Origin of the sequence: Bacillus sp. AFS031507 (assembly GCF_002584635.1) — a bacterium.
Lineage (GTDB): Bacteria > Bacillota > Bacilli > Bacillales > Cytobacillaceae > Neobacillus.
The window spans coordinates 1-21,545 of record NZ_NUOW01000011.1 but is presented as its reverse complement, the minus strand read 5'-3'; the positions used below and the strand labels follow the sequence as shown (position 1 = coordinate 21,545).

Sequence of the window (21,545 nt, the reverse complement as noted above, 5' to 3'; positions counted from 1 at the left end):
AGCACCCAGTCATCTTCTCACACGTAGGATATCCATGAGAATAATCGGGAGGTTCTACAATGTACCCATATACTAATTACTACGATGCCTTATATAGACAAAATAATAAGTTGATAAGAGAGCTAGAAAAGGCAATTAATGGTGAGTACAATGCCATAAATTGTTACGAAAAGTTAGCAAATTTGGCACCCAATGAGAAGGAGAAAAGTCGAATCCTTGAAATTCGCCAAGATGAATCAAAGCATTATCAACAATTTGATCAGATCTATACAAGGCTGACTGGCCGAAAGCCACAACCGAAAATCAGGGAGGAATGTCCGGGGGTTTATTTAAATGGATTGGAATTTGCGTTACAAGATGAGCAAACAACGGTGGATTTTTACATGGAAGTAGCTGATGGAACTTCGGACCCAACTATAAAAGAGGCATTTCGAAGAGCGGCAACAGATGAGCAAAATCATGCCGTATGGTTTTTATATTATTTTACTAAAAATAAGTAACCTCTTGCTTCATGCCTTTGGTTGGATTTGATTGCTATTCCCATGCAGATAGTAGTTTAGTCTTCAAAAAAAGACACCCTTGTCTCTAAGGCAAGGGTGTCTTTTCAATGATGCATTCTGTGAGGATTAATCTCCACCGCCGCCGCCGTCTCTACCTGAATCTCCGCCACCACTCGAATCCCCGTCACCGTCGGATTTGCGTTCGACATCAGTTCTGTCTGAATCACTTTCGTAATAATGTACATGATCATTGCTGTAGGAACTTTTCCTTCCATTTCCTAAACTAGGAAAAATAAAAAAAGCAGCGATTATTGCTAAGGTTCCAAAGAACTCCTTCACTCCAAAAATAAGGTAAATCCCATACACAAGAAGCAATGCACCCACCAGCCATTGAATTACTCTCACCGCGAGACATCCCCCCATATTGAAAATAAGAATTATAAATCCATACAAAATAAATATTACAAACTAAGACTTTTTATACATCTTTTTAGAGAATGGTGTCAGGCACCGATCGTGGACATTTGTCCTTCTTGGATAGACAGTCATTAATACCTAGAATTATATAAATGAGGTGAATTTTGGTGAATTGTGCAGGATTTTTGGAGAGGGTGTCGAAAGGTTTTAGTGGTTACTATTTGCTGTTCCTGTTTTATGGGGAATGCTCTCTTCGGATGACCTCATTTTCTACCTCGATTCCCCACCTGTATTCTATCAATTTACTAAATAAGGAGTGATTGCAATGGTTCGCAGTGTCCGGCCTTGGTTTGAAGGCGCAAGGTATCATGTTACCACTAGAGGAATTAGGAAAAGTTCGCTATTTTTCGAAGATGAAGATTTTGAGAAGTACCTAGCTATAGTTCAAGAAACAAGAGAAAGTTACCCATTCATCCTTCACACCTACTGCTTGATGACAAATCATACCCACCTACAGCTCGAAACGATAAAAACCCCTTTGAGTATTATCATGAAAAATCTCAACACCAAATTTGCAAAGTATTTTAATAGAAAGTACGATTTCTCCGGTCATGTATTCGATAAGCGCTATGGTGCCGAGCTCCTCAATTCTCCCGAATATGAGATAGACGTGAGTAAATATATTCACTTAAATCCCCACTCAGCAGGAATGGTGGCAAAACCTGAGGATTACCCTTGGAGCAGCTGCCGAGCCTATGTCTTTGGAGAAAGTATCCCTCTGATTGCCCCAAAAACACTACTTTCATATTTTCCCACCCCACCAATACAACACTATGAAAATTATTTAAAGGCATTACCAACCGACAGGTTCTTTTGGGAAGATGGAAAAATTCACATGATTAAGAGGGAGGAAGAGACATGTGGGCTAAAGTAACGAGTATCGGCTTAAAAGGGATGGAAGGATACCGGGTGCATGTCGAGGTTGGCTCTTATGTAGGGAACGATTCGTTTAAAATTGTTGGATTGCCAGATGCGGCTGTAAAAGAATCAAAGGAGCGAATCATTGCTGCGCTTCGAACCTTAGGTTATCACCTGTCAGGTCAGAAAATCATTATTAATCTATCACCAGCGGATCAAAAAAAGTACGGTTCTATGTTTGATTTTCCGATGGCGATTGCTGTACTGCAAAGTTTGCATGAACTGGAGGTAATCGTCCCCGAGGATACTGGTTTTCTGGGATCATTATCGTTGGATGGATCGATTCAGCCTGTCGAAGGAATGCTGCCTGCTGTACTTGCGGCAAAGAGGCTGGGGATTCAAAAGCTTTATATGCCTTTTGATGAGGGTTTGCCGGTATTAGACCTTAAGCCATTGGAAATCATCTATGTTTCTAGTTTACAGGATGCGATTGGACATCTTTCTGGTCAATGGATTCCTCCTTTTAATAAAAAGCAGGATGATGAGCGGTTCACCAACACTGTTTTTTTGGATATGCAGCAAATTATTGGTCATACAGGAGCGAAACATGCTTTAGAGGTAGCTGCGGCTGGAGAACACCATGTCTTACTGACGGGACCACCAGGTTGTGGGAAAAGTATGTTAGCTGAAAGTTTCCCGTCCATTTTACCAGCATTAACAAAAGAGTCGCTACTTGAGGTAATCAGCTTGTATCAATTGAGTCAAAATTCCTTTTCTCATTCCAATATGCCTCCCTATCGAAATCCGCACCACTCAGCTTCAGGTGTTTCTATAATCGGGGGCGGACAATACCCAAAGCCAGGCGAAATATCGTTAGCACATCATGGTGTTTTGTTTCTCGATGAAATTGGTGAGTTTTCGAAAAAAACATTAGATATGCTGCGCCAGCCATTAGAAAATGGGTTGATCATGATTAGCCGCACCCATGCGACCATTACATATCCGGCGTCGTTTATTTTGATAGCGGCAATGAATCCATGCCCATGTGGCTATGAAGGGTCAAATTCACATTATTGCACCTGTTCGAAGAAGCAGATACTCGCCTATCAAAATAGGCTTTCAGGTCCGCTCAGGGATCGGTTTGATATTAATCTCTCCTTAGGACCCATTAATTTTAATGCAGCTGCGATTGAAACGGCAGGAGAGTCCTCAAAAATTGTCCGGGGGAGAGTGGAGGAAGCAAGGAACAGGCAATATGATCGTTATGGAATGGAGGTTTGCAATAGCAGAATCCCTTACGAAATGCTATTAAGGGCAAGCCCATTGACAGACACACAGCAATCTACATTGCAACGACTCGCTATAAAGAAGAGTTGGAGCAACCGCACACAAATCAAAATCATCCGTATCGCCCGCACCATCTCTGACCTGCAAGCAAGCCCTGCCATAACAGATCAAAGTATTTGGGAAGCTGTTCAGTTAAATGAAGTGTGAACAGAGGTCAGTTAGTGACATCAGTTGAATTCATCAGTTGGTGTCAGGTACCATCCGTGGACAAAATCGCTAAAATGTCCGTGTGGGGTGGATCATGGACATCTGATGTTATTTTTTCAGTCTTACCTTGATATTGTTCCAATGGGCCAGGAATATGAATACTAAGATACACAATACAATTGCACAACTTATCCAATCATGGTCGATGATTATTAGAAAAGGAGGAATGAACAGGAATGCACCTAATCCTGAAAAAGTGAAGCTCTTTGTAAAAGGATAGAGTACTAGAAATGCTAAGATAATAACGGAAACAAGCAGTGGTTCAAACATAATTATTCCGCCAATAAAAGTTGAGATCCCTTTCCCTCCCTTAAAGTTCAGGGTAATTGGTTTCAGATGGCCAAAAATGGCCATGCCTAAACCAACAAATTGAACGGGGTCAGAAAATCCAAAATAGCGAGCCAGCAGAATGACGAGGCCACCTTTTAGAGCATCCCCTAGAAATATCAATACAAAGGCCGTTTTTCCATGAAGGCGTCCTGCGTTCCTCGCCCCTACATTTCCACTCCCATGAAGGCGAATATCCTTACAGTAGAGAGCTTTCGTAACCAGAAATCCAAACATGATACTCCCAATCAAATAGGATAAGACTAGAAAAAAGTAAATCATTTGGCTTCACCTCCTAATAGAATAGATGGTTGTCAGGCACCATGTGAAAAATTCACAGGGTGCCTGACACCCATCAGCATATCCTTATATAAATAATAACAGGCTTAGGGCCATAACGGCCATACCGCCAATTAACCCGTAAATGGATAAATGTGCTTCATCATACCTCATGGCTGCAGGCAATTATTCGTCCAGATAGTTCATCACATCTGCTCTCCCTTAATGAAATGGATTCTTATTTAAAGAAATGGGACGTAGTGTCAACTACATCCCATTTTTCTATAGGTTTTATCGAGGTATATTGGTGTCAGGCACCACATTATTCCTCGTCTTTTTTCTGCTTCTTCTGAGCCTCTTGAAGGGCGAGTAGGATATCTTGAACGTCGATTTTTCCATCGTTATTTAAGTCTGTTAGAGTATTTTCAGGTGCAGTTGGCTGTGGGGCTATTGGCGTTGGGTTTGGAGCTGCCGGTGCCGCAGCAACTGCTTGCTGTTTCGGTCTAAAGGCAAACGTGAACAACAGAAGAATAATAATGAGCAATCCGGCAACACCATCAACGATGTAGAAGATAGTCGCATAATCGGACCAGAGCGTCTTGCTGCTGCCCATCTTTTTCTCGGAGTTCGCGATATATTGTTTAATTTCGGAATGATTCGGATAAATCCGTTGGACTGCCTCAAATTTTTCTAACGCATGCTTATAGTAGCCGCCCCAGTATAGGTTAAGTCCTTCTTGATAAAGCTTATCCGTATCACTCTTCGCATTTTTTGCGCCCGCTTGGTTGACAAATTCTTTAACGGTATTAACAGGAACGGCAAAATTAAAGCCTTGAACTTCTTGGCCGTTGACTGTGTCGCCCCTAAAGGTGAGCAAGCCAATAATTTCCCCTTTTGCGTTGATGACCGGTCCACCGCTATTCCCATGAGTGGCAGCAGCATTAATTTGAATGACCGGGCTTCCTTGTTCGGTTTTCTTGGAGGTTGCAGAAATTTGGCCTGCATTCATGGAAGAAACTAACGACGAATCTGGCGATAATAAATCAGAATCGGCCGCAGCAGGATAGCCGCTGACCCAAATATTATCTTGGTTCTGGATATTATCAGAATCTCCAAGCGGTAGAGTCGGCAGGTTTTTCCCTTCAATTTTTAGAACGGCGACATCTTTTCCTTCATTAATAGGAGCACCATAGCTTTTAACCTCGCCATCAAGTACATCCCCACTTGGTAAAATTACTTTTAGAACCTTTTCAATTCCAGTGTATTGTGTATACTGGACCATATACTTGTAGGCTGTTTCATAATCTACCTTAAAATAGTCCGCGATGATCGTTACCAGTTGTTCAAACGCAGCATTGGCAATATCCTCGTCTTCCTGTTGAGTCGCTTCAACGACGTGAGCATTGGTAACGATATAGCCGTTAGAGCTAATAATCGCCCCTGAACCTGAGCCGCCCACTACGGATTGATTTTTTAGCTGTTCCAATATGGCGATGACTTCGGGATCATTGGGATTATTAAATTGCCACTGGACAACAGCATAATCAATGATTCGAACGACTGCCGGTTTGGAGTATTCAGCGAGCTTTTGGGCTTGAGCGATTTTCCCAGCGGCTGGTTTGAGATTGATGAGGAAAATGGAAGCCACCATTACTGCGATGAGTAGCAAGGTGATAGGGATGGTAAAAAGGGCCCTTTTTTTCAAAATATAATTCACTCCTAGGTTGGATATTTTAAAAATTTACTCTGCAATATATTCGCCCTTATGAAAAAAGTAATATTGTACATATGAATTTTTAGATAATTACAAGGCGTCATTGATAGTTGAGGAATTTTAATGACAGAACAGGGAGGATTGTTTTTTCATAAATGTATAATCTTTGGTATCATGTTTAGTGAATGTAAATGATATTGGACTGAAGATATAGTTGGAGGCCTCTATGGACAATCAATTGAAGGTAATGACTGTGTTTGGAACGAGACCGGAAGCAATTAAAATGGCTCCCTTGGTAAAAGAATTAGAGAAATATCCTGATAGAATTAAACCGATTGTGACGGTGACAGCGCAGCACCGCGAGATGCTTGACCAAGTGTTGCATATTTTTGAAATTACGCCTGATTATGACTTAAATATAATGAAGGAACGGCAATCTCTTCTGGATGTTACGACGCGTAGCTTAGAGGGGCTCAATCAAGTTCTTGCCGACGTCAAGCCAGATATTGTGCTGGTCCATGGTGATACGACAACAACATTTGTGGCAAGCTTGGCTGCGTTCTATCACTCGATTCCGATTGGTCATGTGGAGGCCGGACTCCGGACTCATAATAAATATTCCCCGTACCCAGAGGAAATGAACCGCCAGTTGACAGGTGTTTTGGCCGATCTCCATTTCTCGCCAACGGTCCAATCGAAGCAAAACCTTTTGGTGGAAAATAAGAGAGAAAAGGCTATTTATATCACTGGAAATACGGCCATCGATGCGCTAAAAACAACGGTGAGAGCGAATTATTCTCATCCGGTTTTAGACAAACTCGGGAATGACCGGTTAATTCTCATGACGGCCCATCGAAGGGAAAACACGGGAGAACCAATGGAAAATATGTTCCGTGCGATTTGCCGTGTGGTCGAAAAGCATGCCGATGTTCAGGTGGTTTATCCGGTCCATATGAATCCAGTGGTTCGTGAAATTGCCAATCGAGTACTGGGAGAAAACGAGAGAATTCATCTGATTGAGCCTTTAGATGTGATCGATTTCCATAACTTTGCCGCAAGGGCCTATCTGATTTTGACCGATTCAGGCGGTGTACAGGAAGAGGCACCATCTTTGGGTGTACCGGTGCTAGTTTTACGTGATACCACCGAGCGCCCCGAAGGAATTGAAGCGGGTACATTAAAACTGGCTGGAACCAATGAGAAAACCATCTTTCAACTTGCAGATGAGCTGTTGTCAGACCAAGCCGCACATGACCAAATGGCGCACGCCTCCAATCCTTACGGAGATGGGTTCGCCTCCGAGCGAATCGTCAAAGCCATCCTTCACCACTTTGAAAATGGAGAACGCCCAACGGATTTTGGCGAATAGATTGGGGGGAAAGATGTGGTGTCAGGCACCAGCCGTGGACACTTTTAGGGTTTTGTCTGTGTAGGGTGGACGGTTAAGTTGATAATAGAACCTCTTGTCTATTTGAGCAGACAAGAGGTATTTGGTTTGAGTGATGATTATTAAGGGGGATGTGGATAGATGAAGTTAAATAAGATCCATCATATTGCGGTGATTTGCTCGGATTATGAAAAATCTAAGGATTTTTATATTCGAATCCTTGGGTTGAAGCCTATTAATGAAGTTTACCGAGAGGAAAGAGATTCCTATAAGTTGGATTTGGAAGTGAATGGTCAATATCAGATTGAGTTGTTTTCCTTTCCGGAACCAGCTGTCCGGCCAAGCTATCCTGAAGCAGCTGGTTTGAGACATCTAGCCTTTGAAGTAGATGATATCGAAGATGCGGTCCAATATTTGACAAGGTTTCAAGTGAATGTGGAGGCCGTGCGTGTGGACCCCGTAACAAACAAGAAATTCACCTTCTTCTCGGACCCGGATGGGCTGCCGCTTGAACTATATGAACGATAATATCTTTTTAAAAAGCGGGTTGCCTCTATGGTTTCCTGCTTTTTTAATCTTTAATCTTATATCAACTTTCTAATTCATAATTCTGGGAGTGGGCGTCTTTGCAGCTAGGTATACTAAAAACAAAACTACCGCGGGGATCTTAGGTATTCTACTCGGTGGTATTGGGACCCATAATTTTATCTCGGCCGACCAGGTATGGGATTCTTTATTTGTTATTCTGCTGGACATATGTTCCTACAATTATAGGATTTATAGAAGGTATCCTATACCTTGTTGCAAATCCAGAGGATTTTGCTAGAAAGCATGATAAAGGCTATCAAGTTCCTATTAATTACTAAAATCATTCCCTTCACTTTCAGTGTCTATCCCCACGTGGTTACAGGGGGATTAATCTAGTAATGTATGGATTGGAACTCAAATACTAATAAAGGGAAGCTCATTTGGGCTTCCCTTTATTAATTAATTTATGAGTATTTTAATCCTTGAGGTGAATTGAATTTAGTATGTGCCAAACTTAGATTCACACTTGGGATCCCATATTCGTTAGGAGACCATGACCCATAGCCACTATTAATACCAGGGTTTGGTTGGAACTGTCCGTACATGTTCATATTAGGTCCTGATCCTGGGTAACCTGGCGTGCCCACACCAGGATAGCCTAATCCGCCAACTACACCTGGCCCATAAGGGTTGTATCCCTGAACGGGGCCACCGCTGCCGTATCCTCCGAATCCACCGTATCCAGGGAGGCCGCCATAACCGCCGCCAAACCCATATCCTCCCGGATTAGGTCCATTTCCTAGCGCGGCTCCTCCTAAATAACCTAAGCCAAGCCCAAGCAAGCTAGATCCCAATGATCCAAGATTAAAACCTGAATGTCCGCCGCCATGGTGATGTTGCCCACCGTGCTGATGTCCGCCGCCATAGTGATGTTGCCCACTGTGCTGTTGTCCGCCGCCATGATGATGTTGCCCGCCACTGTGATGCTGATGCTGTCCGCCATGATATTGTCTACTATAAATTAGATGGTTCAATCCACTTTGATAATCTATAGGCATATTATAAGGATTATACATAATATTCTCCTCTCTCCTCACTATCGTATCTATCCTATGCGTCGTATTAATAGACTCTTGGGCAGAAGCCTAGATAATTGGGATTCCTCATAAAGGCATCGCACTTGACAAGAATGGAAACCCAAAACATATTGTCCACTGTGCGTGGACAAATGGTGCAATTGTCCACGAGCGGTGCCTGACACCATAATGACACCATAACTCACACCATAACTCACACCATAAAAGAACCAAAAAATATGACACAATCTAAAAATACGTCTCAAGACCTAGATTTCTTTCCGTTTGAGGTCTATGGCAGGCAGGAGTTTTTTCGTGTATTGTTGAAGTAGTAAATGGAAATAATTTTCTTTTTGGTTTATATTTTGAGGAAATTGAAACATTCCATTGCATTCATTCGTAGGAATATAAAGATGTCTTAACTCAGGAGTCGATTTATTATGAACCCGATTTTGTCGTTTCTTCTTCGCTCATTTGTAGCTGTCCCATTAACAGTGGTAACCTGGCTGGTCTGCTTTTTTCCTTTGGGTCAAGCATTTTGGCCGTCAACGGGCATTGCCCTTACCGGGGGGATTCTTACCCATTTAATCCTTTCCATCGTTATGAATAGAAGCTTTTTAAAAAAGCATCAGATATCAAGAAAAGAATATCGATACATTCGGAAAAACCTAATGGAAGCCAAACAGAAAATCAATCGCTTAAATAAAAACCTTTTTACCATTCGTGATATTTCGTCCGTAAAACAAAGACTTGACCTCCTTAGAATTACAAAAAAAATACACAAGATGACAACCAAAGAGCCGAAGCGATTTTACCAGGCTGAGCAGTTTTATTTTTCACATTTAGATTCAATCGTTGAACTTACCGAGAAATATAGCTTCTTATCCTCCCAGCCGAAAAAGAACATGGAAATGGGCCAATCCCTTATTGAAACACGTCATACATTAAATGAACTAACCAAGGTATTGGAAGAGGATTTATATAAAGTGATTTCCGATGATATCGATCACTTGAATTTTGAAATTGATGTCGCAAAGCATACCCTTAATAAGCAAAAGGACGCTAAATTCCCGGAAGAAAATAGGTGGCTAAAATGAACGAAAACAACCCAATCCAACCCAATAAAGCTGGTAACTTATTAGATGATATCCTTGCAGACCCGTTTGGGGATAAACTAGAGCTTTCAAAAAATCCGGTCCAGCACACTAGTGAGGCTAGGCCTGTTAAATTAATTGATGTGATACCAGAAGAACATCGCGCAAAGGCGTATCAGATTGCTGAACAAATCGATCCAACAAACCATCAGTCGATGATTCAATATGGTACCCAAGCCCAAGGTAAGTTATTATCTTTCTCGCATACGATGCTAGAGCATGTGCAGAAACAAGATGTGGGTGAAATCGGGCAAATCATCAGTGATTTAATGAAGAGACTTGATGAAGTGAATCCGGATGATTTGAAGGATGGGAAACCATCCTTATTTGCTCGTATGTTTGGAAAAATTTCAGGTTCGATTCAAGAAGTGCTCTCAAAATATCAAAAAACAGGCGCCCAAATTGACCGAATCAGTGTGAAACTCGATCGCAGCAAAAATGTCCTGATGTCGGATATTAAATTGCTTGAACAGTTGTATGAGACGAATAAGGAATACTTCCATGCCCTTAATGTCTATATTGCCGCTGGGGAGATCAAGCTTGAAGAAATGCAGGAAAAGACAATTCCACAGCTGAAAAAAGCAGCCGAAGTAACCAATGACCAAATGAAATTTCAAGAAGTTAACGATATGATCCAATTTGCGGATCGCTTAGATAAGCGTCTCCATGATTTAAAATTAAGCCGGGAAATTACCATTCAAAGTGCTCCGCAGATTCGCTTGATTCAAAACACGAACCAAGCCCTAGTGGAAAAAATCCAATCATCGATTATGACGGCGATTCCGTTATGGAAAAATCAGGTGGCGATTGCGTTAACGTTAATACGACAGCGTCATGCAGTCGAGGCTCAGAAACAGGTTTCGAAAACAACCAATGAACTCCTTTTGAAAAATGCAGAAATGCTAAAAACCAATACAATCGAGACGGCGAAAGAAAATGAGCGCGGCATCGTTGATATTGAAACCTTAAAGAAAACTCAGGAAAGCCTAATCACGACACTTGAAGAAACAATGCGAATCCAAGAGGAAGGCCGCCATAAGCGCCGCCAAGCCGAACAGGAACTAGCTTCGATGGAAAACGATCTTCGACTGAAATTATTAGAAATAAAAGGGAAATAAATACAAAAGGCCTTCACTGCAACTTCGGTTGTAGTGAGGGCCTTTTTGACTCTTACACATGCGCGAACCATTTCGGTGTCAGGCACCAGAAAATCGAGGCACCGAAAACCAGCTAAACGGGCGCTTCTGCTTTTTACGGTGCCTGACACCACATTAAAAGCACCACATCAATTAATTATTCACAACTGTGGCATTATAGTATTCTTCGAGTGTGATGCCGCGGCTCATGATTTCTTTGGCGATTACCTTGCCGACATAGCGCAGGTGCCAGGGTTCGTATTGGTAGCCGGTGATCGAGTCTTTACCTTTCGGGTAGCGGATGATGAAGCCGTACTCTGCTGCATGATCTTGGAGCCAGCTTGCCTCCTTTGTTCCTTCGAAGCAGTCCTCGGCCGCACATGTTCCATCTCCACCGGTCACATCAATAGCCAGGCCAGTTTCATGCTCGCTCGTTCCGGGAACTGCACTATAAGTTCGGGCTGCTTCGTATCCATCTTTATCAACATAGTAATTAAATAAAGCTGTTTGGGAAGCATAGGACCTGTAGGCAGAAACACCTAACAGATGCACACCCTGTTGTTTTGCGCCTGCGAATAATTTTTCGATCGCCGCACCTGCCTCGGCCCTCATTTGTCGCTTTTCTGCTTTCTGTACGAACGTAAATGGGATGTCAGGGTAAATTAAATCACTTGGCTGATAATTAGCGGGCAGTTTATTGTCCTTATTAACAAGAACAGGGATCACCTTTGGGGAGGAACCAACTGGGACGTTAGCATCCTGTTGCTGACCTCCTGCACCAGTTGAGGAATTGTTATCCAATTTTCCATCGTCTTGCATAAAATGAAATTTTCCAGTGCAGCCGGTCAAAGAGATTGCAAACACCATAAGAGTCAAAAAGACGAAACGTATTTTTAACATAGTTAACTTCCTTTTTTTTAAAATTCACTTCAGTAAACATCATGGACAGGATTAGAGACTTTAAAACGTCATTCTAAATTCTGTCCAAGATGATTTCAAAACGGCTGTGAATCTAAGGATGTTTCATCGATATGTTTGGTAGAATCAATTGGCAGCGATCCAAGGTATAACGACAGAAGGAAGTTAACTATTAAGTGAGTGTAGGTACAAAGACACTTTTATTTTATTATTCAGTTGCATATATTTTTAATAACACATAAATCGTACGAAACGGCAAAGCCATTGAAAAATGGTGACGCAAAACTAAAGGGGCTAAGGTTTAACGACGATGCTTGCCAGTTACCGAACACGAAAACTCCGTCGATTTATGTAAATGACTATTGAGGAGGATTTTTTGTGTTGAAAATGTTCTTAAAGGGAAAATATTATTATCATTTAATCCAGCACAGACACAACGCGCTGTTACAGCAAGATTGCCTGGATGAAGAATTGAGAGCCAAGTTTATGATTAGAGCAAGCTATCATAATAGTAAAGTTGTCGAGTTTGGTTTAAAAATCTAAGCGAAATCATATTAAAAAAAAATGCCTGTATCAGTGTAGTTGGTACAGGCCTTTATGTTTTTATAGACTAAAAGGTATAAAATAAAACAATAGGACAACCATTACATATATTAACCATAGTAAAAGAGGGATGATTTCGAAATGTACAATCTGACAAAATTTAAAATAATAAAACCAGCGAATGAAGTATTTGAAGCCTTCGTAGACCCTTCGAAAATCAAAAATTTCTGGTTCTCATCAAGTTCGAGATGGGAGCAGGGCCAAACAGTCACATTAAGATATGAAGAATACGATGCACAAGTCGATATTGAAGTCATCGAAGTCGAGATAAATAAGAAAATCGTCTTCCGGTGGGGGACAGATGGAGAAGGGAATAGTGTAACAATTTCTCTGGAAGAATTGGATCAAACAAGTACCATTATTGAAGTGATTGAAGAAGGTTTTAGCGTAGATGATGATGAGTTAGTTGCTCAGTTGATTGATAATAAAGAAGGCTGGGTGTATATGTTGACCTGTTTAAAGGGGTATTTGGAGTTTGGGATTAATAAATTAAGGGCAGCTATCGTTAAATAACATAGTTTTATTTCTCAAGGGTCATCCTATGAATAAAAGAGGAGGTAAAGTGAATGAAGCAGGATGATGAGAAAATTAGTGAAGGTTTAAATGAACTGTTTGAGATTATAAATGCAAAAGGGGACACGGGTGAACTGAAGGAGATTGTTGAACGTTACGAAAATCCCAATCCCGATGAGAGTTCAAGCAAGTGATTACAAAAGGCCTAGAGTTGATCCCAGGCCTTTTGTAATGACAATTGTGGATAGTTCATATGGGATATGTGGATAGATAAAGATGGATTGTGGGTAAATCTGTTAGTTTTGTGGACAATACTGTGGAATATGTGGATAAATTCACTTATTGGAAAGTTCTTTATGGAAAAGAAAAAGTTACCCACATAATCTGTGTATAAATGGTTGAAATCTGTTGATATCTTCTTATATGGTGTGGATATAGAAGTAATTAATGTTGATAACCATGTTAATATCCTTGACCCAGCCAATTACTACTATTGTTGTCAGTTTATTTTCTTTGTCTATATTTTGATCTAATTTTTTTGAATATTCTCGCGAAAGAGGTGACATTTGTCACCTTTTTTTGATGACAATACCATTCCTAATCATTATGTTGGCCTCACCTTTTTGAAGGAGGGCTTGCCCTCTCCAATCATAATGGCACCGTTTTAGAAATGACCTCCGAACTCTACCTATCATCCGGAACCGTCCGCAACTACATCTGCGAAATCATCCACAAGTTAGACGCCAAAAACCGAACCGAGGCTTCCGGCATTGCCGAGAAAAAAGGCTGGATCTAGCGGTTTGGCGGCACCGCCTAAACAAAAAAAGTTGTCATCATTTAAAAGACAAGGTGAAAAGCTCTTAAAGATGACAATATTCATTGATTTGTTTGACACACAAGTTATATACATTGGTCTGTTTATACTTTTTGTACCATTCTATTGTTTTTTCTACTGTTATATCAATATCCCACCTAGGATTCCAGTTTAATTCATATTTAACTTTACTAATATCCAGGCTTAATAACTTTGCTTCATGTAAAGTAGAGTTTTTATGTTCTGGTACCCATCTTCCACTTTCCCAATGGATTAGTACTTTATTAACAAGGTCTTCTACTGTAATGATACTGTGTGTTTCAGGTCCAAAGTTCCAGGCAGTTGAAAAGAGAGGGCCATCTTCAATTATTTTTCCTGCAAGCGTGATATAACCTCCCAGTGGTTCAATCACATGCTGCCACGGCCTGATAGATTTTGGAGATCGTATGACAATATCTTGATGCGATTCTAATGCTCTTATACTATCTGGAATGATTCTGTTTAAGGACCAATCACCTCCGCCAATAACATTTCCAGCCCTAACAGAAGCAATCACTTTCCCATGTTTTTCAAAATTTTCTACCGGAAAGTATGAATTCCGATAGGAAGAAATTAATAATTCACAGCATCCTTTACTTGAACTATATGGGTCATGCCCTCCCATGGCATCATTTTCACGGTAGCCCCAAACCCACTCTTTGTTCTCATAGCATTTATCACTAGTAACCATAATTCCTACTTTGGCTGTATCGCTTTTCCGTATTGCTTCTAACACATTCAAGGTCCCCATAACATTTACTTCGTATGTGTAGACTGGATGGTCGTATGAGTATTTCACAATGGACTGTGCAGCTAAATGAAAAACAATTTCAGGATTATATTGGTCGAAGACACTCTTTAATTTTTCATAATCTCTAATGTCACCACGAATATCTATTATCTTTTTATTTAATTTTGATAAAACAAAGAGGTTCTTTTCACCTTCAGGGTCCAGCGAATACCCAATTACATTAGCCCCTAATTCGTTCAGCCAGATTGCAAGCCAAGCTCCTTTGAAGCCAGTATGTCCTGTAATTAGAACAGTTTTATCTTTAAATAGTAGGTCTGCATTTTTTAACATTGTCACCCTCTCCTTCTTTTAGTTAATTGTTTAAATAAATAGATCGCGGTTTTGTTTATACCAGTTGGTTGTTCTTATTATTCCTTCTTCTAGCGTTATTAGGGGGTTCCAATTAAGCCGAGTTTTTATTTTGGTTATATCTGGCAGAGGATTTCTTTCGTTAATTCTGTCTGGAATGGTAGCATAAACAGGTTCTTGATTTGCTTGCATATGATAATAAATCAAGGAAACAAAATGTTTTAATCGATAAATTTCTCCACTGCCAATATTATATATTTCATTTTGGTCAGAAGGCTGATGTGCAGCTATGAGCATGCCGTCAATTAGATTTCCAACATAACAGTAATCTCTAAATTGTTCACATGATGTAAGCTTTACTTCTTGGTTTTTAAGTAAGCTCGTGATAATATAACCAAATAATTTATGGGTATCTTCACCTTCTCCAAAAACACCGAATGGTCGTAAAGTAACAATCGGTATCCTGCTTTCCAATGCGAGTTGATGGGAGATGATCGAAGCGGCTGCCTTTGTGCTTCCATAAATGTCTAATGGATTTAAAGCCATTTCCTCATGGATAGCTCCTTTTTTATTACCATATTCTGAGCTGCTTCCTAGATTAATCAATTTATCACAGCCAGCCACTTTTGCTGCTTGTACGATATTTATTGTCCCAAGTACATTTATTTGAAGTGCATCCATGTAGTTTTGTTGCCGAGAATTGACTCCGTACGCAGCAAGGTGGAAAATATAATGAGGAGCAAATTGGACAACTGAATGTAAAACTTCGCCACCATCTTGTATATCGGCTATCAAAACCTTAACATCCCTTAAAATATCCTGGATTCGCCAAGGATTAGATGTTTCACGTACCAGCACAGCCACCTGGGCTTTTTCTTTAAGCAGTCTTCTGATTAAGTGTGAACCAATAAAGCCATATCCTCCAGTTATTAAAACTCTTTTATTTTCAAAAGAAAGTGTATTCATAATGTTCCTTTCTCATCGTGATTTTACATCAATCGGAAGATATCTTGGAAAATTATTAGGGTAGTCTGTTAAAATAAATGAAGTGTGGTATTAAATGGAAAAGGGATTTTTTGATTGATAATCATCCGGAATTGAGGCGAAAAATGGAGTTAGGTTTTTCAAATTGTTTTTTTTCTTTAATTTCCGGCAAGTCTTCCTTAATTGAAGGATATAAGGAAGATATATGTTTTCGATAATAGAACTATCAAAAGATAATGGTTCAAGCTTCCATAAATCGAAATTTTTTTTATTTATCATCAACATGCTTCCGAAGTGATAGACAATAAGATTAGAATCATCCACGATTACTGTCTTCTTTTTTTTTGATACAGAGGAGTTATTCATCATGACTAAATTCCACGGAGCCGCATTTATCCCTGGGTCATCGCTTACTTTAATATTAGAAAACAAATGAGGAATTGCATCTAAATATTTCTGATCCCCCCATGTTCCATATTTTTTATCATAAATAGAAGAACAACGCTCTATACACTTTTCCCGCCACCAGTTTAGGATTTTCATGCTGTTTTCCTCTTTTTTAAATCCTATTAGCCCAGCTTGATATTGTCCGTGTATCCGTTCAAGCTCTTGTGAACCTCTTTGTTTACACAGAAAAATAGAATATTGGTTCCATTGTTCAAGGATCGGTTTTGGATCTGAAAAGAAATACAGGTCACTATCACAATAGATGATATGATCCACCTCACCATAGTTGCTTAAAATATGCTGGCATAAAGGGGCCTTCATGGTCCAGCAATATTCTTGTAAGGTCCTTTCATTTTTTACTTTAAGAAGCTCTTCATCTTCAATTTCCTCTACCTGAAGAATGGAAATATTAGTGAGATTTAGCTGATTCACTATTTCAAAGCTTACATGGTCCATACAGCAAATCCACATATGAAAATTGTTTATTTTCTTTTTTAAGGAATAGTAAAGGGTTAGTCCTTTAATCAAGAAATCTTTGCTGAGAATTATCGCAAAGTTATAGTATTCATCAGATTGATCCATTACTCTTCTTAGTGGCGTATAGTTATAAAATGTATTTGCTTCTGTATAAGGCTGTTTACTTAAACAATTACTTAACCCATCTGGCTCGACCGCATTGATTTCCTTCATAACAGATTTGATTTCGTCTAAATAAGGAACATAGATTTCATTAATAATAGTGGTCTGAATCTTTAATTTACCAAGAGACCATAAATCAAATTTTTCACTATCATAGATTGTAAGACAGGCAAAGTGGAAGACTACAAGCGGATCATCTTCGATCAAGATACTCTGGTCATTTTTTGTTATCTTATAGTTGTTATTATAAATACTGTTCCAAGGAGCAGCATCAATTCCTAGATGCTCTGAAATTTTGACTTTTTGAAAAAAAAGCGGGAAATTATCAAGATATTTTTGATCACCATATTGTCCGTTTTTTTCTTCATGGCTACACCATTCTAAACATCGACTTTTCCACCATTTCAAGCTTTCCATTCCATATTGATCTTTTTTAAATCCAATTAAGCCTGCCTGGAATCTTCCATACTTTTGTTCTACCCAATCGAGATCCCTTTGGGGACATAGAAAAACAGAATGTTCGCCCCACTCATTTAGTATCGACACAGGGTCAGAGAAAAAATATAAGTCTCCATCACAATAGATCATCTTTTTAATGTCATAGGTAGTTAATAAATATTCCACTAGCGGGGCTTTGATGGTCCAGCAATACTCATTAGGCTTTCGATCCTGTTTGACTTTGCGAAGATTATCATCCTCAATAACTTCAACTTGTAAGAGGTGTACATTTTTTAAGTTAAGTTTCTTCATAAGCATAAATGTAAAGCTATCCATACAACAAATCCAAAGATTGAAAATCTGACAATGCCTTTGTAAAGAATGATGAAGGGCAATTACTTTCAAGCAATACTCTTTCCCTGATATTACACAAAAATTATTATCTGTTCTTTGGATCTCCGAATCCAATTTCTTTAAGTTAGGGAATAACTTAATCCCACCGTTTCCTAAAATATTGCTGCTTACCATATACATTCTCCCTTTTTTATTAAAATCTTAAAATATCATGTTATATTATGTTAGTTATTGCCCCCTTTGATTTAATGCCCAGATTTTATTTGCTTCTTCTAAATCCTTGGGGGTATCAATAGAAAGCCATAATCCGTTATGCTCATATACGGCAAGTTCTCTATCGATTATCAGTTTTTTTAAAGGCTCATCCTCCAATACACAATTAGGATCTGAAGTTAAATAATCAAAAAACTTCCTATTACAAACAAAAAATCCCCCGTTTATGGTAATATCTAACACAGGCTTTTCAGTAAAATCTACTGCTATTCCATTCTCAATTGCTAAAACTCCATATTGGCTATTCTTTTTAACTCCAGTTAGAGTAACTGCTTTTCCTTTTTCTTTATGGAACTTTACTAATTCTTCCAAATTAATATCGGCTAATCCATCTCCATATGTCAAAAGAAAGGTATCTTCATCTAAATAATTCTCCACAAATTTAATCCTTGCACCTGTCATCGTATCTAGGCCTGTATCAACACAGGTTACCTTCCAAGAATCAGTCTCGTTTAACAAGCGGTATTTATTATCACCAAGATTAAGCTCAAAGTTATGATCTCTCCACGGATAATCCATAAAATACTCCTTAATTTGGTCTCCTTTGTAACCTAGCGGCAATATGAAGTGAGTATGATTATACTGACTAAAAAGCTTCATTATATGCCATATGATTGGCTTACCATTTAATTTTGCCAAAGCTTTTGGGACATCTTCTGTTAGTCCTCTCATTCTTAATCCTTTTCCACCACATAATATTACTACTTTCAAATGATCACCAACTCCGAATTTTTTTTATATAAGTTATAATATGTCCGAGCGTGGGGAAGGGAACTAGGTAAGTTATTCATAATATCACAGGATAGAGATAATAAAATTCCACATAAGAAAAGCGATACATTAAATAATATCGCTTTTTCAGTTGAATACCTTATTTCCTTTTGATTTTACAGCACCAACTTCACACCTAAGCCAATATAGATGAAGCCACAATGCTTCTATTATATAGGCACCTGGATGATAAATGGGGATCAGAACGGTTACTTTACTGTTTATCATTTTGTTTCTCTTTACTTTAAAAAAGGCAATTAGTTTTGATTGGTACGATTTTTCTCATAAAAATTCTTTGTCTCTGTCAAACCACTAAGCAAATCATAGCGAGGTTTCCAGTCCAATAGTTGTCTTGCTTTTCCGTTATTCAACTGGCTGTATTGGATGTCCCCACTCCGCCTTTGAAGGTATAAAGGAGAAACAGGATTATCAACCATGGATGAAATGATTTTGTGGAGCTTATTAATACTTGTTTTTTGATTAAGGCCAACGTTGATAATTTCATTTGTTCCTCTTGTTAGTGAAAGGTAATTGGCAGATGCGACATCTTTGACAAAAACAAAATCTCTTGTTTGTTCCCCATCCCCATAAATAACCGATTGCGCCCCTGCTAATGCCTTTTGCATGAAGATAGCAACAACACCGCCTTCGCCTTTTGGAGTTTGACGCGGACCATAAACATTGGCGTAGCGAAGGATTGTAAAGGGAAGTCCGTAAAATTGTGAATAGAGTTGAAGATAAAATTCCGGGGTAAGCTTGGATATTCCATAAAAGGAAATGGGCTGCGTCGTAAACTTCTCTTGAATGCTGGAGTCGTCCGTTTCACCGTACGCAGCACAGGAAGAAGCGTAGATGATTTTCCTAATCTTGAATTTCTGACAGCATTCCAACAATCGAATCGTACCAAGGATATTTGTCTGAGCATCAAAAACGGGGTCTTGAATCGATTTGGCTACGTCGACCTGTGCTGCCTGATGTATGACATATTCCGGTTTTTCTTTTGAAAAAATTCCTTCTAATTGAGGTGAACATACATCCAGTGTATAAAATGTTGCCTTCCTGTTAATAAACTCCTTATTTCCAGTAGTTAAATTATCGATCACTATTACTTGATGGCCATCGTCGATGAGCAAATCAACGATATGTGAACCAATAAATCCGGCTCCGCCAGTAACAAGTATCTTCATTAAATTGCCCCTTCCATTGGATGATAGTGTAGACTATCACGCATTTATAGACATTTAAGACACTTAAGGGCTTGCTAGTAAGCAAGTTTCCATTTATCCTATGCGGGCTAGTCTGAAGAGGGAATAGTCGAATATAACGAAATAGAAAAATCGATTTCTTTCATCCTATTTTAAAAAACATATAGAGAAGAAGTTTAAAAGAAAACCCTATATTGTCCAAGAGGAGATTCCGTTAGCAAGCATTGATGAATGTCCTCTTGATATCCGCGTCATGGTCCAGCGTATACGAGGTTCTCAGGAATGGCATGTTACGGGAAGGGCAGTTAAAGAGGATGAGGACTATTTCATTACTAATGTTGCAAAAGATATTATCACGTTGAATCAAGCGTTTTTGGGAAAAGATCAAGAAAAAGGCTCTAAGTACATAAGGAAAGCGATACATGGTCTGTACCGCTTGTTCAGGTCCATTTTATTTTTGATTTTCTAGTACCAACTTCACACCTAAGCCAATATAGATTGAGCCAACAACCTTCCCTTGCCAGCGCGCAAGCCGGCTGTTCTTGTTTGCGAAAAGTCTTTTACCAATGGTGCTAGTTAGGAAGGCAAGCAAGGTGGTGTACAATATGCTCATTAACACAAAAGTGAGTCCAAGAATCAGTAGTTGAATGACCACAGGGGTCCCATTGTTATGAACGAACTGTGGTAAGAAGGCTAAGAAAAAAAGAGCCGTTTTGGGATTAAGCAATTCTATTAACAAGGCCTGGCGAAACGATGTGGCTGTGTTGTTCTTTTTTGGAGCCGGCTGTTCTTGTTTTTTTGCTTTTTCAAGGAGTGACTTAATCCCTAAAAAGATTAAATAAGCGGCACCAAGATATTTCACGATTTCAAAGGCGAGAGCCGAGGTCATTAGAATGGCTGAAAGTCCGAGCACGGCCGCAATCGTATGGATTAAATCACCGACTGCAATCCCGATGCCGGTGATGATGCCAGATTTCCTCCCGCCTTGAGCGGTTTGAGAAATGGTAAGTAAAACAGCTGGACCTGGAATGAGAAACAATACGATAACTACTATAATATATGACAGCAATTTTCCGCGCACCCTTCTATAAAAAATGTATAACTAATTTTATCATAATATTAAAAAAATTAATCAACTCATAAAACCGCAAAGATGACTAACTTAAAGTTGGGAAAAGTTTTAGTTGTTTTATTTTGTTGTAGGTGTTAAGATATAAAAGTTGCCAGCGAGATGATGAATATTTTATAAAACTTATTGACAACGCGATTGGGTAATGATAAGATATTAAATTTGTCTTCGAAACTATTAATATTTCCTTAAAAAATAGTAAATTAGTTGTTGACAATGAATGCGAGAAAATGGTATGATGTAAAAGTTGTTCCAATGAATTGTTCTTTGAAAACTAAACAAACAAAATCGTGCAAACAAACAAAAAAATTAGTTTCAATTAAGAAACT

Annotated in this window: 23 protein-coding genes, 2 pseudogenes and 1 riboswitch; of the genes and pseudogenes, 12 read left to right on the top strand and 13 right to left on the bottom strand. The window is 39.3% G+C overall.

Annotated features, from left to right (window positions below; translation table 11 throughout):
* Window positions 1-59 precede the first annotated feature (59 nt).
* Window positions 60-500 carry a ferritin family protein gene (locus tag COE25_RS10635; RefSeq protein ID WP_098932629.1) on the top strand — a complete coding sequence of 147 codons (441 nt, stop codon included), beginning with the start codon at window positions 60-62 and terminating at the stop codon, window positions 498-500.
* Window positions 501-626: 126 nt separating this feature from the next.
* Here COE25_RS10635 and COE25_RS10630 read toward each other — a convergent pair whose 3' ends face one another.
* Window positions 627-905 (bottom strand): hypothetical protein, encoded by a 279-nt coding sequence (locus COE25_RS10630; RefSeq protein ID WP_098932628.1) that lies wholly within the window; start codon window positions 903-905, stop codon window positions 627-629.
* A gap of 337 nt (window positions 906-1,242) precedes the next feature.
* On the opposite strand from COE25_RS10630, the gene COE25_RS10625 reads away from it, so the two are divergent.
* Together COE25_RS10625 and COE25_RS10620 are read left to right on the top strand one after the other, a co-directional pair.
* Window positions 1,243-1,851 (top strand): transposase, encoded by a 609-nt coding sequence (locus COE25_RS10625; RefSeq protein WP_088089688.1) that lies wholly within the window; start codon window positions 1,243-1,245, stop codon window positions 1,849-1,851.
* Window positions 1,836-3,329, top strand: a complete 1,494-nt coding sequence (locus COE25_RS10620; RefSeq protein ID WP_098932627.1) for a YifB family Mg chelatase-like AAA ATPase — start codon at window positions 1,836-1,838, stop codon at window positions 3,327-3,329. The genes COE25_RS10625 and COE25_RS10620 overlap by 16 nt, the downstream gene beginning before the upstream one ends.
* 108 nt (window positions 3,330-3,437) lie before the next feature.
* Here COE25_RS10620 and COE25_RS10615 read toward each other — a convergent pair whose 3' ends face one another.
* The 3 genes and pseudogenes from COE25_RS10615 to COE25_RS10610 all read right to left on the bottom strand — a co-directional run bounded on the left by COE25_RS10615 (window position 3,438) and on the right by COE25_RS10610 (window position 5,700).
* Window positions 3,438-3,998, bottom strand: a complete 561-nt coding sequence (locus COE25_RS10615) for a glycerol-3-phosphate acyltransferase (protein ID WP_098932626.1) — start codon at window positions 3,996-3,998, stop codon at window positions 3,438-3,440.
* A gap of 84 nt (window positions 3,999-4,082) precedes the next feature.
* Window positions 4,083-4,181: pseudogene (locus COE25_RS31535) on the bottom strand (zinc transporter ZupT); the annotation flags it as partial.
* Between the two features lie 136 nt (window positions 4,182-4,317).
* Entirely contained in the window at window positions 4,318-5,700 is a 1,383-nt protein-coding gene (locus tag COE25_RS10610) for a S1C family serine protease (protein WP_088089685.1), read from the bottom strand.
* Between the two features lie 235 nt (window positions 5,701-5,935).
* On the opposite strand from COE25_RS10610, the gene wecB reads away from it, so the two are divergent.
* Window positions 5,936-7,078 (top strand): non-hydrolyzing UDP-N-acetylglucosamine 2-epimerase, encoded by a 1,143-nt coding sequence (wecB, locus tag COE25_RS10605; RefSeq protein WP_088089684.1) that lies wholly within the window; start codon window positions 5,936-5,938, stop codon window positions 7,076-7,078.
* 159 nt (window positions 7,079-7,237) lie between these two features.
* A complete protein-coding gene (gene gloA2 / locus COE25_RS10600; RefSeq protein WP_098932625.1) occupies window positions 7,238-7,624 on the top strand; it encodes an SMU1112c/YaeR family gloxylase I-like metalloprotein in 387 nt (128 codons plus the stop codon).
* Window positions 7,625-8,088: 464 nt separating this feature from the next.
* Here the strand turns inward: gloA2 and COE25_RS10595 are convergent, their stop codons facing one another.
* On the bottom strand, window positions 8,089-8,700 hold the full coding sequence (locus COE25_RS10595; protein ID WP_098932624.1) for a hypothetical protein: 612 nt from the start codon (window positions 8,698-8,700) through the stop codon (window positions 8,089-8,091).
* A gap of 440 nt (window positions 8,701-9,140) precedes the next feature.
* Between COE25_RS10595 and COE25_RS10590 the strand changes: the two genes are divergently transcribed.
* The gene (locus tag COE25_RS10590; protein WP_098932623.1) at window positions 9,141-9,797 is read left to right on the top strand and encodes a 5-bromo-4-chloroindolyl phosphate hydrolysis family protein; all 657 of its coding nucleotides are present in this window, start codon (window positions 9,141-9,143) and stop codon (window positions 9,795-9,797) included.
* Window positions 9,794-10,972, top strand: coding sequence for a toxic anion resistance protein (locus COE25_RS10585; RefSeq protein ID WP_098932622.1), 1,179 nt, complete (start codon window positions 9,794-9,796; stop codon window positions 10,970-10,972). Before COE25_RS10590 ends, COE25_RS10585 begins: the two co-directional genes overlap by 4 nt.
* Window positions 10,973-11,143: 171 nt before the next feature.
* Here the strand turns inward: COE25_RS10585 and COE25_RS10580 are convergent, their stop codons facing one another.
* Complete coding sequence (locus COE25_RS10580) at window positions 11,144-11,839, bottom strand: M15 family metallopeptidase (protein ID WP_306572521.1); 696 nt, start codon at window positions 11,837-11,839, stop codon at window positions 11,144-11,146.
* A gap of 313 nt (window positions 11,840-12,152) precedes the next feature.
* Window positions 12,153-12,237, top strand: a riboswitch (cyclic di-GMP riboswitch).
* Window positions 12,238-12,286: 49 nt separating this feature from the next.
* Between COE25_RS10580 and COE25_RS30700 the strand changes: the two genes are divergently transcribed.
* The 4 genes and pseudogenes from COE25_RS30700 to COE25_RS10570 form a co-directional block, all read left to right on the top strand.
* Complete coding sequence (locus COE25_RS30700) at window positions 12,287-12,451, top strand: hypothetical protein (protein ID WP_179195958.1); 165 nt, start codon at window positions 12,287-12,289, stop codon at window positions 12,449-12,451.
* A gap of 141 nt (window positions 12,452-12,592) precedes the next feature.
* Window positions 12,593-13,024, top strand: a complete 432-nt coding sequence (locus COE25_RS10575) for an SRPBCC family protein (protein WP_098932621.1) — start codon at window positions 12,593-12,595, stop codon at window positions 13,022-13,024.
* 53 nt (window positions 13,025-13,077) lie between these two features.
* Entirely contained in the window at window positions 13,078-13,218 is a 141-nt protein-coding gene (locus tag COE25_RS30695; RefSeq protein ID WP_180247480.1) for a hypothetical protein, read from the top strand.
* Window positions 13,219-13,697: 479 nt separating this feature from the next.
* A pseudogene (locus COE25_RS10570) lies at window positions 13,698-13,820 on the top strand (DNA-binding response regulator); the annotation flags it as partial.
* Between the two features lie 64 nt (window positions 13,821-13,884).
* Here the strand turns inward: COE25_RS10570 and rfbG are convergent.
* From rfbG to COE25_RS10545, 6 genes are all read right to left on the bottom strand, one after another.
* Window positions 13,885-14,958, bottom strand: coding sequence for a CDP-glucose 4,6-dehydratase (gene rfbG / locus COE25_RS10565; protein ID WP_088089677.1), 1,074 nt, complete (start codon window positions 14,956-14,958; stop codon window positions 13,885-13,887).
* A 30-nt stretch (window positions 14,959-14,988) separates the two neighbouring features.
* Window positions 14,989-15,942 (bottom strand): NAD-dependent epimerase/dehydratase family protein, encoded by a 954-nt coding sequence (locus COE25_RS10560; protein WP_088089676.1) that lies wholly within the window; start codon window positions 15,940-15,942, stop codon window positions 14,989-14,991.
* A gap of 90 nt (window positions 15,943-16,032) precedes the next feature.
* Window positions 16,033-18,012: a glycosyltransferase gene (locus tag COE25_RS10555; protein WP_098932620.1), complete on the bottom strand. Its 1,980-nt coding sequence runs from the start codon at window positions 18,010-18,012 to the stop codon at window positions 16,033-16,035.
* A gap of 54 nt (window positions 18,013-18,066) precedes the next feature.
* On the bottom strand, window positions 18,067-18,822 hold the full coding sequence (locus tag COE25_RS10550; protein ID WP_098932619.1) for a sugar phosphate nucleotidyltransferase: 756 nt from the start codon (window positions 18,820-18,822) through the stop codon (window positions 18,067-18,069).
* Window positions 18,823-18,969: 147 nt separating this feature from the next.
* Window positions 18,970-19,110, bottom strand: coding sequence for a hypothetical protein (locus COE25_RS30690; protein ID WP_179195956.1), 141 nt, complete (start codon window positions 19,108-19,110; stop codon window positions 18,970-18,972).
* A gap of 29 nt (window positions 19,111-19,139) precedes the next feature.
* Window positions 19,140-20,069, bottom strand: a complete 930-nt coding sequence (locus tag COE25_RS10545) for an NAD-dependent epimerase/dehydratase family protein (protein WP_098932618.1) — start codon at window positions 20,067-20,069, stop codon at window positions 19,140-19,142.
* Window positions 20,070-20,250: 181 nt separating this feature from the next.
* Here COE25_RS10545 and COE25_RS32265 point away from each other — a divergent pair, with 181 nt between their 5' ends.
* Window positions 20,251-20,556: a YheC/YheD family protein gene (locus tag COE25_RS32265; protein WP_373605350.1), complete on the top strand. Its 306-nt coding sequence runs from the start codon at window positions 20,251-20,253 to the stop codon at window positions 20,554-20,556.
* On the opposite strand, the gene COE25_RS10535 is transcribed toward COE25_RS32265, so the two are convergent.
* Window positions 20,539-21,156: a LysE family translocator gene (locus COE25_RS10535; protein WP_098932616.1), complete on the bottom strand. Its 618-nt coding sequence runs from the start codon at window positions 21,154-21,156 to the stop codon at window positions 20,539-20,541. The genes COE25_RS32265 and COE25_RS10535 overlap by 18 nt on opposite strands.
* Between the last annotated feature and the right edge of the window lie 389 nt (window positions 21,157-21,545).

What these genes read in the sequence shown, in the direction of transcription:
- COE25_RS10545 (WP_098932618.1), bottom strand. Translation starts at nt 20,069, where the DNA reads ATGAAGATACTTGTTACTGGCGGAGCCGGATTTATTGGTTCACATATC.
- COE25_RS10585 (WP_098932622.1), top strand. Translation starts at nt 9,794, where the DNA reads ATGAACGAAAACAACCCAATCCAACCCAATAAAGCTGGTAACTTATTA.
- gloA2 (WP_098932625.1), top strand. Translation starts at nt 7,238, where the DNA reads ATGAAGTTAAATAAGATCCATCATATTGCGGTGATTTGCTCGGATTAT.
- COE25_RS10575 (WP_098932621.1), top strand. Translation starts at nt 12,593, where the DNA reads ATGTACAATCTGACAAAATTTAAAATAATAAAACCAGCGAATGAAGTA.
- wecB (WP_088089684.1), top strand. Translation starts at nt 5,936, where the DNA reads ATGGACAATCAATTGAAGGTAATGACTGTGTTTGGAACGAGACCGGAA.
- COE25_RS30695 (WP_180247480.1), top strand. Translation starts at nt 13,078, where the DNA reads ATGAAGCAGGATGATGAGAAAATTAGTGAAGGTTTAAATGAACTGTTT.
- COE25_RS10615 (WP_098932626.1), bottom strand. Translation starts at nt 3,998, where the DNA reads ATGATTTACTTTTTTCTAGTCTTATCCTATTTGATTGGGAGTATCATG.
- rfbG (WP_088089677.1), bottom strand. Translation starts at nt 14,958, where the DNA reads ATGTTAAAAAATGCAGACCTACTATTTAAAGATAAAACTGTTCTAATT.
- COE25_RS10555 (WP_098932620.1), bottom strand. Translation starts at nt 18,012, where the DNA reads ATGGTAAGCAGCAATATTTTAGGAAACGGTGGGATTAAGTTATTCCCT.
- COE25_RS10625 (WP_088089688.1), top strand. Translation starts at nt 1,243, where the DNA reads ATGGTTCGCAGTGTCCGGCCTTGGTTTGAAGGCGCAAGGTATCATGTT.
- COE25_RS10595 (WP_098932624.1), bottom strand. Translation starts at nt 8,700, where the DNA reads ATGTATAATCCTTATAATATGCCTATAGATTATCAAAGTGGATTGAAC.
- COE25_RS30690 (WP_179195956.1), bottom strand. Translation starts at nt 19,110, where the DNA reads ATGATAAACAGTAAAGTAACCGTTCTGATCCCCATTTATCATCCAGGT.
- COE25_RS10560 (WP_088089676.1), bottom strand. Translation starts at nt 15,942, where the DNA reads ATGAATACACTTTCTTTTGAAAATAAAAGAGTTTTAATAACTGGAGGA.
- COE25_RS10590 (WP_098932623.1), top strand. Translation starts at nt 9,141, where the DNA reads ATGAACCCGATTTTGTCGTTTCTTCTTCGCTCATTTGTAGCTGTCCCA.
- COE25_RS10635 (WP_098932629.1), top strand. Translation starts at nt 60, where the DNA reads ATGTACCCATATACTAATTACTACGATGCCTTATATAGACAAAATAAT.
- COE25_RS10620 (WP_098932627.1), top strand. Translation starts at nt 1,836, where the DNA reads ATGTGGGCTAAAGTAACGAGTATCGGCTTAAAAGGGATGGAAGGATAC.